The sequence below is a fragment of the Streptomyces sp. NPDC041970 genome (assembly GCF_055588985.1).
Window position 1 is genome coordinate 83,864 of record NZ_JBVJCD010000022.1, and the last position, 6,162, is coordinate 90,025.

Genomic DNA, 6,162 nt, shown 5'->3' on the forward strand with positions numbered 1-6,162 from the left:
ATGGCCTACCGGCCCTCGCAGAAGATGAAGAAGACGCTCCTGGGCGGCGGCGCGGTCGCGCTGCTCGCCGGGCTGAACGCCCCCGCGGCGCTCTCCTTCGCCGAGGACAGGTACCACGCGTACAAGATCGACCAGCCCGCTTACAAGGCGGAGTTCGGCTCCTGGGAGCGGGTCGACATCCCCGAGGAGTACCGCACGAACGCGATCCACGCGGCGCTCCTGCACACCGGCAAGGTGCTGATCATCGCCGGCTCCGGCAACGACCAGGCCCACTTCGACGAGGGCACGTTCGACACCGTGCTGTGGGACCCCGCCGAGAACACCTTCCAGAAGATCCCCACCCCCGAGGACTTCTTCTGCGGCGGACACGCCCAGCTCCCGGACGGCAGGCTGCTGGTGGCGGGCGGCACCGCCCGCTACGAGGTGCTCGACGACAAGGTGCGGCGGGCCGGCGGCGGGATGCGGGTCAAGAACGAGAACCCGGACAAGCCGCTGAAGCTGAAGAAGGGCACGGTCTTCCGCTCGCCCTCCGGCGCACAGTACGTCTCCGTGTTCGACGTCACCGTCCCCAAGGCCAAGCGCGAGTTCGAGGTCACCTACTTCGAGAACGGCGGGATGAGGCCGTGGAAGACCAAGGTGACCGCTGCCGAGCGGCGGGTCTTCGTCGAGGCGGTGGAGGACGGCCCCGAAGCGGTGGCGACCGAGGCCGCCCAGTACGAGATCGTGGGGCTCACGGGCAAGGAGGCCGACAACTCCTACGGCCTCGCCGAGAAGATCACCATGGACAAGCAGGACTTCCAGGGCATCCGGGCCGCCTACGAGTTCGACCCGGTGGCGGAGAAGTACATCCGCGTCGACCCGATGAAGGAGGCCCGCTGGTACCCCACGCTCGTCGGGCTGGAGGACGGCAGGGTCCTCGCGGTGTCCGGGCTCGACGACGTCGGCGCGATCCTGCCGGGCGACAACGAGATCTACGACCCGAAGACCAGGAAGTGGTCCAAGGGCCCCTTCCACTACTTCCCGACCTACCCCGCGCTCTTCCTGACCAAGGGCGGCAAGCTGTTCTATCCGGGCGCGAACGCCGGGTACGGCCCGGCCGACAAGGGCCGGGAGCCGGGGATCTGGGACCTCCGCGAGAACACCTTCACCCGGGTGCCCGGACTGACCGACGCCGACGCGCTGGAGACCGCGGCCTCGCTGCTGCTGCCGCCCGCGCAGGACCAGAAGGTGATGGTGCTCGGCGGCGGCGGGGTCGGCGAGTCCAGGAAGTCCACCGCCCGGACCGCGATCATCGACCTCAAGAAGGACAGCCCCGCCTTCCGGGCCGGCCCCGACCTGCCCCAGGGCACGCGCTACCTGAACAGCGTGATCATGCCGGACGACACCGTGTTCACCAGCGGCGGGTCGAAGGACTACCGCGGCCGCGGGGCCAGCAACATTCTCAAGGCGCAGTTCTACGACCCGAGGACCGACGCCTTCAAGGAGGCGGCCGCCCCGACCGTCGGGCGCAACTACCACTCCGAGGCGCTGCTGCTGCCCGACGGGCGGGTGGCGACCTTCGGCTCCGACTCGCTCTACGGCGACAAGGACAACACCAAGCTCGGCAAGTTCGAGCAGCGCATGGAGGTCTACACCCCGCCCGCCCTGCACCGGGCGAAGGGCGAGCGCCCGGTCATCGGCGAGGGCCCGCGGAACACCGCGCGCGGCGCGACGGTCACGTACGAGAGCGCCGACGCGGACCGCCTCGCGACCGCCCGGCTGATGCGGCCGAGCGCCGTCACCCACACCACCGACGTGGAGCAGCGCTCCATCGAGCTGGGTCTGAGGAAGGGCGACGGCAAGGTGAGCGTGACGGTGCCGGACGACCCCGCGCTGGTGCCGCCCGGCTGGTACATGCTCTTCGTCACGGACGCCGACGGCGTCCCGTCCGAGGCGAAGTGGGTCAAGGTCGCCTGAGCGCGGGCGGGCGCGGGTCCGCCGGCCCGCACCCGCGGCGGCTCAGGACGCGGCGCGGCGGGCGAGGCCGAGCGCGTACTCCGGCCACCAGTCGCCGGCCGGCGGGCCGCCCCGGCAGGTGCCGTCGGAGTCGCCCGGCCGCTTGATCCAGAGATAGGCGTCGAGCCGTTCGTCGCCGGTCTCCGTGGTCGGCGGGGTGCCGAGGCCCCGGCCGGGCGGATTGCACCAGGACTCCTCGCGGCCCCCGGAGAGGGGGCCCTTGCCGTTGCGGCTGGTGTCGATCACGTAGTGCGCGCCGCCGACGGCGTCGGAGAGCCGGTCCGCGTACGCCTTCACGCTCTCGTTGGACTGGAAGTTCGACACGTTCAGCGAGAACCCGTCGGCCCGCTCCACGCCGGCCTGCCGCAGCGGCTGGGCGATCTTGGACGGCTCGTCGATCCACTCCGGGTTGCCCGCGTCCAGGTAGACGGCGGTGTTGGGCTGCGCCTTGAGCGCGTCCACCGCCTCGGAGAGCAGTCGGTAGCGCTCGGCGTGGTGCTCGGGCGGGGTGCAGCCGTCCGCGATGTGGGGGAGGGCGTCGGGCTCCAGGACCACGGTCGCCGGGGCGTCCCCGATGGCGGCGGCGAACTCCCCGATCCAGGCCCGGTAGGCGTCCGCGTCCTTCGCGCCGCCCGCGGAGTAGAGGCCGCAGTCGCGGTGCGGGATGTTGTACGCGACCAGCAGGATCGTCTTCCCCGTCCGGGCGGCGGCCTGCGCGGCGGCCCTGATCTGCGGGGCGGGGTCGTCCCACGTGGGCCAGTCGGCCACCGGGCGGTCCGCGATCCGCCGCAGCAGCTTCGCGTCCGCCGTGCGCCCCTGCTTCTCCCACGCCCGCACCTGGCGGGCCGCGTCGCTGTCCGGATCGACCCAGTACGGCGAGGCCGCGCTCGGGGCGGGCTCCCCCCGACCGCGTTCGTTCGGCTCCCCGGCGGTCCGGGCGACGCGCGGCTCCGGGGTCGAACAGCCCACGGTGAGGGCGGTCGCCAGAGCGAGGGCGGCCAGGGCGGGGGCGGTACGGGGGAGGGCGCGGGGGACGATTCTGCGGCCGGACATCCAGACCCCTCGGGCGGCGGTGACGCGCGGACACGGGATACAGGGAAACGTGAGCAATCGTGGCACAACGGTCACGAAGCGTGGCGAAGCGACACTGTCCGTGACCCGTACGCCGTGCACGGCCGCGACGGGTCGGCGCTGTGCGGCCCGTACGGCGATCGGCGCCCCTGGCGGCCGGTCGGGCGGCGGTCCGCCCCGTGCGCAACCGCGTCCGGAGCCGCCGGCGCCGTCCGCCCCGCTCGTCGCCGGGGCCCGCGGGGCAGCCTCCGGACGGATGTCCGATACCGAAGAACGAGACGGAGCTGACCGGCATATGACCAGTCGGTAAGGTCGGTGCCGTGCCGAAGCCGCTCAGCCTTCCCTTCGATCCCATCGCCCGCGCCGACGAGCTCTGGCGGCAGCGCTGGGGGCCCGTGCCCTCGATGGGGGCGATCACCTCGATCATGCGGGCCCAGCAGATCCTGCTCGCCGAGGTGGACGCCGTCGTCAAGCCCTACGGCCTGACCTTCGCCCGGTACGAGGCGCTGGTGCTGCTCACCTTCTCCAAGGCCGGTGAGCTGCCGATGTCCAAGATCGGGGAGCGGCTGATGGTGCACCCCACCTCGGTCACCAACACCGTGGACCGGCTGGTGCGGTCCGGTCTGGTCGCCAAGCGCCCCAACCCGAACGACGGCCGCGGAACGCTCGCCTCCATCACCGCCAGGGGCCGCGAGGTGGTCGAGGCGGCCACCGCCGACCTGGTCGCGATCGACTTCGGCCTCGGGGCGTACGACGCCGAGGAGTGCGCGGAGATCTTCGCCCTGCTGCGGCCGCTGCGGGTGGCCGCCCAGGACTTCGTCGAGGGGTGACGGGCGCGACGGGCCCGCGCGAAGATCGCCCGTTGCGTCCCGCTACGCTCGGGGGCATGAAACAGAACGTGCTCACCCGCTACCGGGTGATGGCCTACGTCACGGCCGTCTGGCTGCTCGTGTTCACCGCGGCGATCATCGCGAAGTACGGTTTCGAGACCGGCGACACCATGGTGATCTCCCAGATCCACGGCGTGCTGTTCATCGTCTACGTCGTCTTCGCCTTCGATCTCGGCTCCAAGGCGAAGTGGCCGTTCGGCAAGCTCCTGTGGGTGCTGGCGGCGGGCTGCATCCCGTTCGCCTCCTTCTTCGTCGAGCCGAAGGTGAGCCGCGAGGCCCGTGCGCTGGTGACCGACCCCGCGCCGGCCGCCGCGAAGGCCTGACCCCCGAGACCGCCCCGCGCACAAGCGCCGGGCGGTTTCCCATCGACATTTACTAGGACGTCCTAGTAAATTCGAGGCATGGACGCTGACGCGATCGAGGAAGGCCGCCTCCGCTGGCAGGCCCGCTACGACAAGGCCCGCAAGCGCGACGCGGACTTCACCACGCTCTCCGGGGACCCGGTGGAGCCCGTCTACGGGCCCCGCCCCGGAGACACGTACGAGGGATTCGAGCGGATCGGCTGGCCGGGGGAGTACCCCTTCACCCGCGGACTGCACCCGACCGGCTACCGGGGCCGCACCTGGACCATCCGCCAGTTCGCCGGCTTCGGCAACGCCGAGCAGACCAACGAGCGCTACAAGATGATCCTCGCCGCCGGCGGCGGCGGCCTCAGCGTCGCCTTCGACATGCCGACGCTGATGGGCCGCGACTCCGACGACCCGCGCGCGCTCGGCGAGGTCGGCCACTGCGGGGTCGCCATCGACTCCGCCGCCGACATGGAGGTCCTGTTCCGGGGCATCCCGCTCGGCGACGTCACCACCTCCATGACGATCAGCGGCCCGGCCGTGCCGGTCTTCTGCATGTACCTGGTGGCGGCCGAGCGCCAGGGCGTCGACCCGGCCGTGCTCAACGGCACGCTGCAGACCGACATCTTCAAGGAGTACATCGCGCAGAAGGAGTGGCTCTTCCAGCCCGAGCCGCACCTGCGCCTCATCGGCGACCTGATGGAGCACTGCGCCCGCTCCATCCCCGCCTACAAGCCGCTCTCCGTCTCCGGCTACCACATCCGCGAGGCCGGGGCGACGGCCGCGCAGGAGCTGGCGTACACGCTGGCCGACGGCTTCGGCTACGTCGAGCTCGGTCTCTCGCGCGGCCTGGACGTGGACGCCTTCGCCTCCGGCCTCTCCTTCTTCTTCGACGCCCACCTCGACTTCTTCGAGGAGATCGCCAAGTTCCGCGCCGCCCGCCGCATCTGGGCCCGCTGGATGAAGGAGACGTACGGGGCGAAGACCGACAAGGCCCAGTGGCTGCGGTTCCACACCCAGACCGCCGGGGTCTCGCTCACCGCGCAGCAGCCGTACAACAACGTCGTGCGCACCGCCGTGGAAGCCCTCTCCGCGGTCCTCGGCGGCACCAACTCCCTGCACACCAACGCACTCGACGAAACCCTCGCCCTCCCCTCCGAGCAGGCCGCCGAGATCGCCCTGCGCACCCAGCAGGTGCTGATGGAGGAGACCGGCGTCGCCAACGTGGCCGACCCGCTGGGCGGCTCCTGGTACGTCGAACAGCTCACCGACCGCATCGAGGCCGAGGCCGAGCGGATCTTCGAGCAGATCCGGGAGCGCGGGACTCGCGCCCACCCGGACGGGCAGCACCCCATCGGGCCGATGACCTCCGGCATCCTGCGCGGCATCGAGGACGGCTGGTTCACCGGCGAGATCGCCGAGTCGGCCTTCCGCTACCAGCAGGCCCTGGAGAAGGGTGAGAAGCGGGTCGTCGGCGTCAACGTCCACCACGGCTCGGTCACCGGCGACCTGGAGATCCTGCGGGTCAGCCACGAGGTCGAGCGCGACCAGGTCAGCCAGCTCGCCGCCCGCAGGGCCCGCCGCGACGACGCGAAGGCGTCCGCCGCGCTCGACGCCATGCTGGCCGCCGCCCGCGACGGCTCGAACATGATCGCGCCCATGCTCGACGCGGTACGGGCCGAGGCCACGCTCGGCGAGATCTGCGGGGTGCTCCGCGAGGAGTGGGGCGTCTACACCGAGCCGCCGGGCTTCTGACGCCGGAACGGGGGGGGGGGGGGGGGGGGGGGGGGGGGGGGGGGGGGGGGGGGGGGGGGGGGGGGGGGGGGGGGGGGGGGGGGGGGGGGGGGGGGGGGGGGAGG

General features: G+C 72.1%; 5 protein-coding genes. 4 read left to right on the top strand and 1 reads right to left on the bottom strand.

Translation table 11 applies throughout. The features are described 5' to 3' along the window. Nucleotides 1–1,956 (top strand): radical copper oxidase GlxA, encoded by a 1,956-nt coding sequence (gene glxA, locus ACZ6EJ_RS13980; protein ID WP_469267116.1) that lies wholly within the window; start codon nt 1–3, stop codon nt 1,954–1,956. Nucleotides 1,957–1,998: 42 nt separating this feature from the next. Here the strand turns inward: glxA and ACZ6EJ_RS13985 are convergent, their stop codons facing one another. Beyond that, nucleotides 1,999–3,048 carry a glycoside hydrolase family 6 protein gene (locus ACZ6EJ_RS13985; RefSeq protein WP_469267117.1) on the bottom strand — a complete coding sequence of 350 codons (1,050 nt, stop codon included), beginning with the start codon at nt 3,046–3,048 and terminating at the stop codon, nt 1,999–2,001. 338 nt (nt 3,049–3,386) lie between these two features. Here ACZ6EJ_RS13985 and ACZ6EJ_RS13990 point away from each other — a divergent pair, with 338 nt between their 5' ends. The 3 genes from ACZ6EJ_RS13990 (at nt 3,387) to ACZ6EJ_RS14000 (ending at nt 6,058) form a co-directional block, all read left to right on the top strand. Next, entirely contained in the window at nt 3,387–3,896 is a 510-nt protein-coding gene (locus tag ACZ6EJ_RS13990; protein ID WP_469267119.1) for a MarR family winged helix-turn-helix transcriptional regulator, read from the top strand. Nucleotides 3,897–3,952: 56 nt separating this feature from the next. Further along, on the top strand, nt 3,953–4,279 hold the full coding sequence (locus ACZ6EJ_RS13995) for a DUF3817 domain-containing protein (protein WP_469267121.1): 327 nt from the start codon (nt 3,953–3,955) through the stop codon (nt 4,277–4,279). A 78-nt stretch (nt 4,280–4,357) separates the two neighbouring features. Beyond that, on the top strand, nt 4,358–6,058 hold the full coding sequence (locus tag ACZ6EJ_RS14000) for an acyl-CoA mutase large subunit family protein (RefSeq protein ID WP_469267122.1): 1,701 nt from the start codon (nt 4,358–4,360) through the stop codon (nt 6,056–6,058). Nucleotides 6,059–6,162 lie beyond the last annotated feature (104 nt).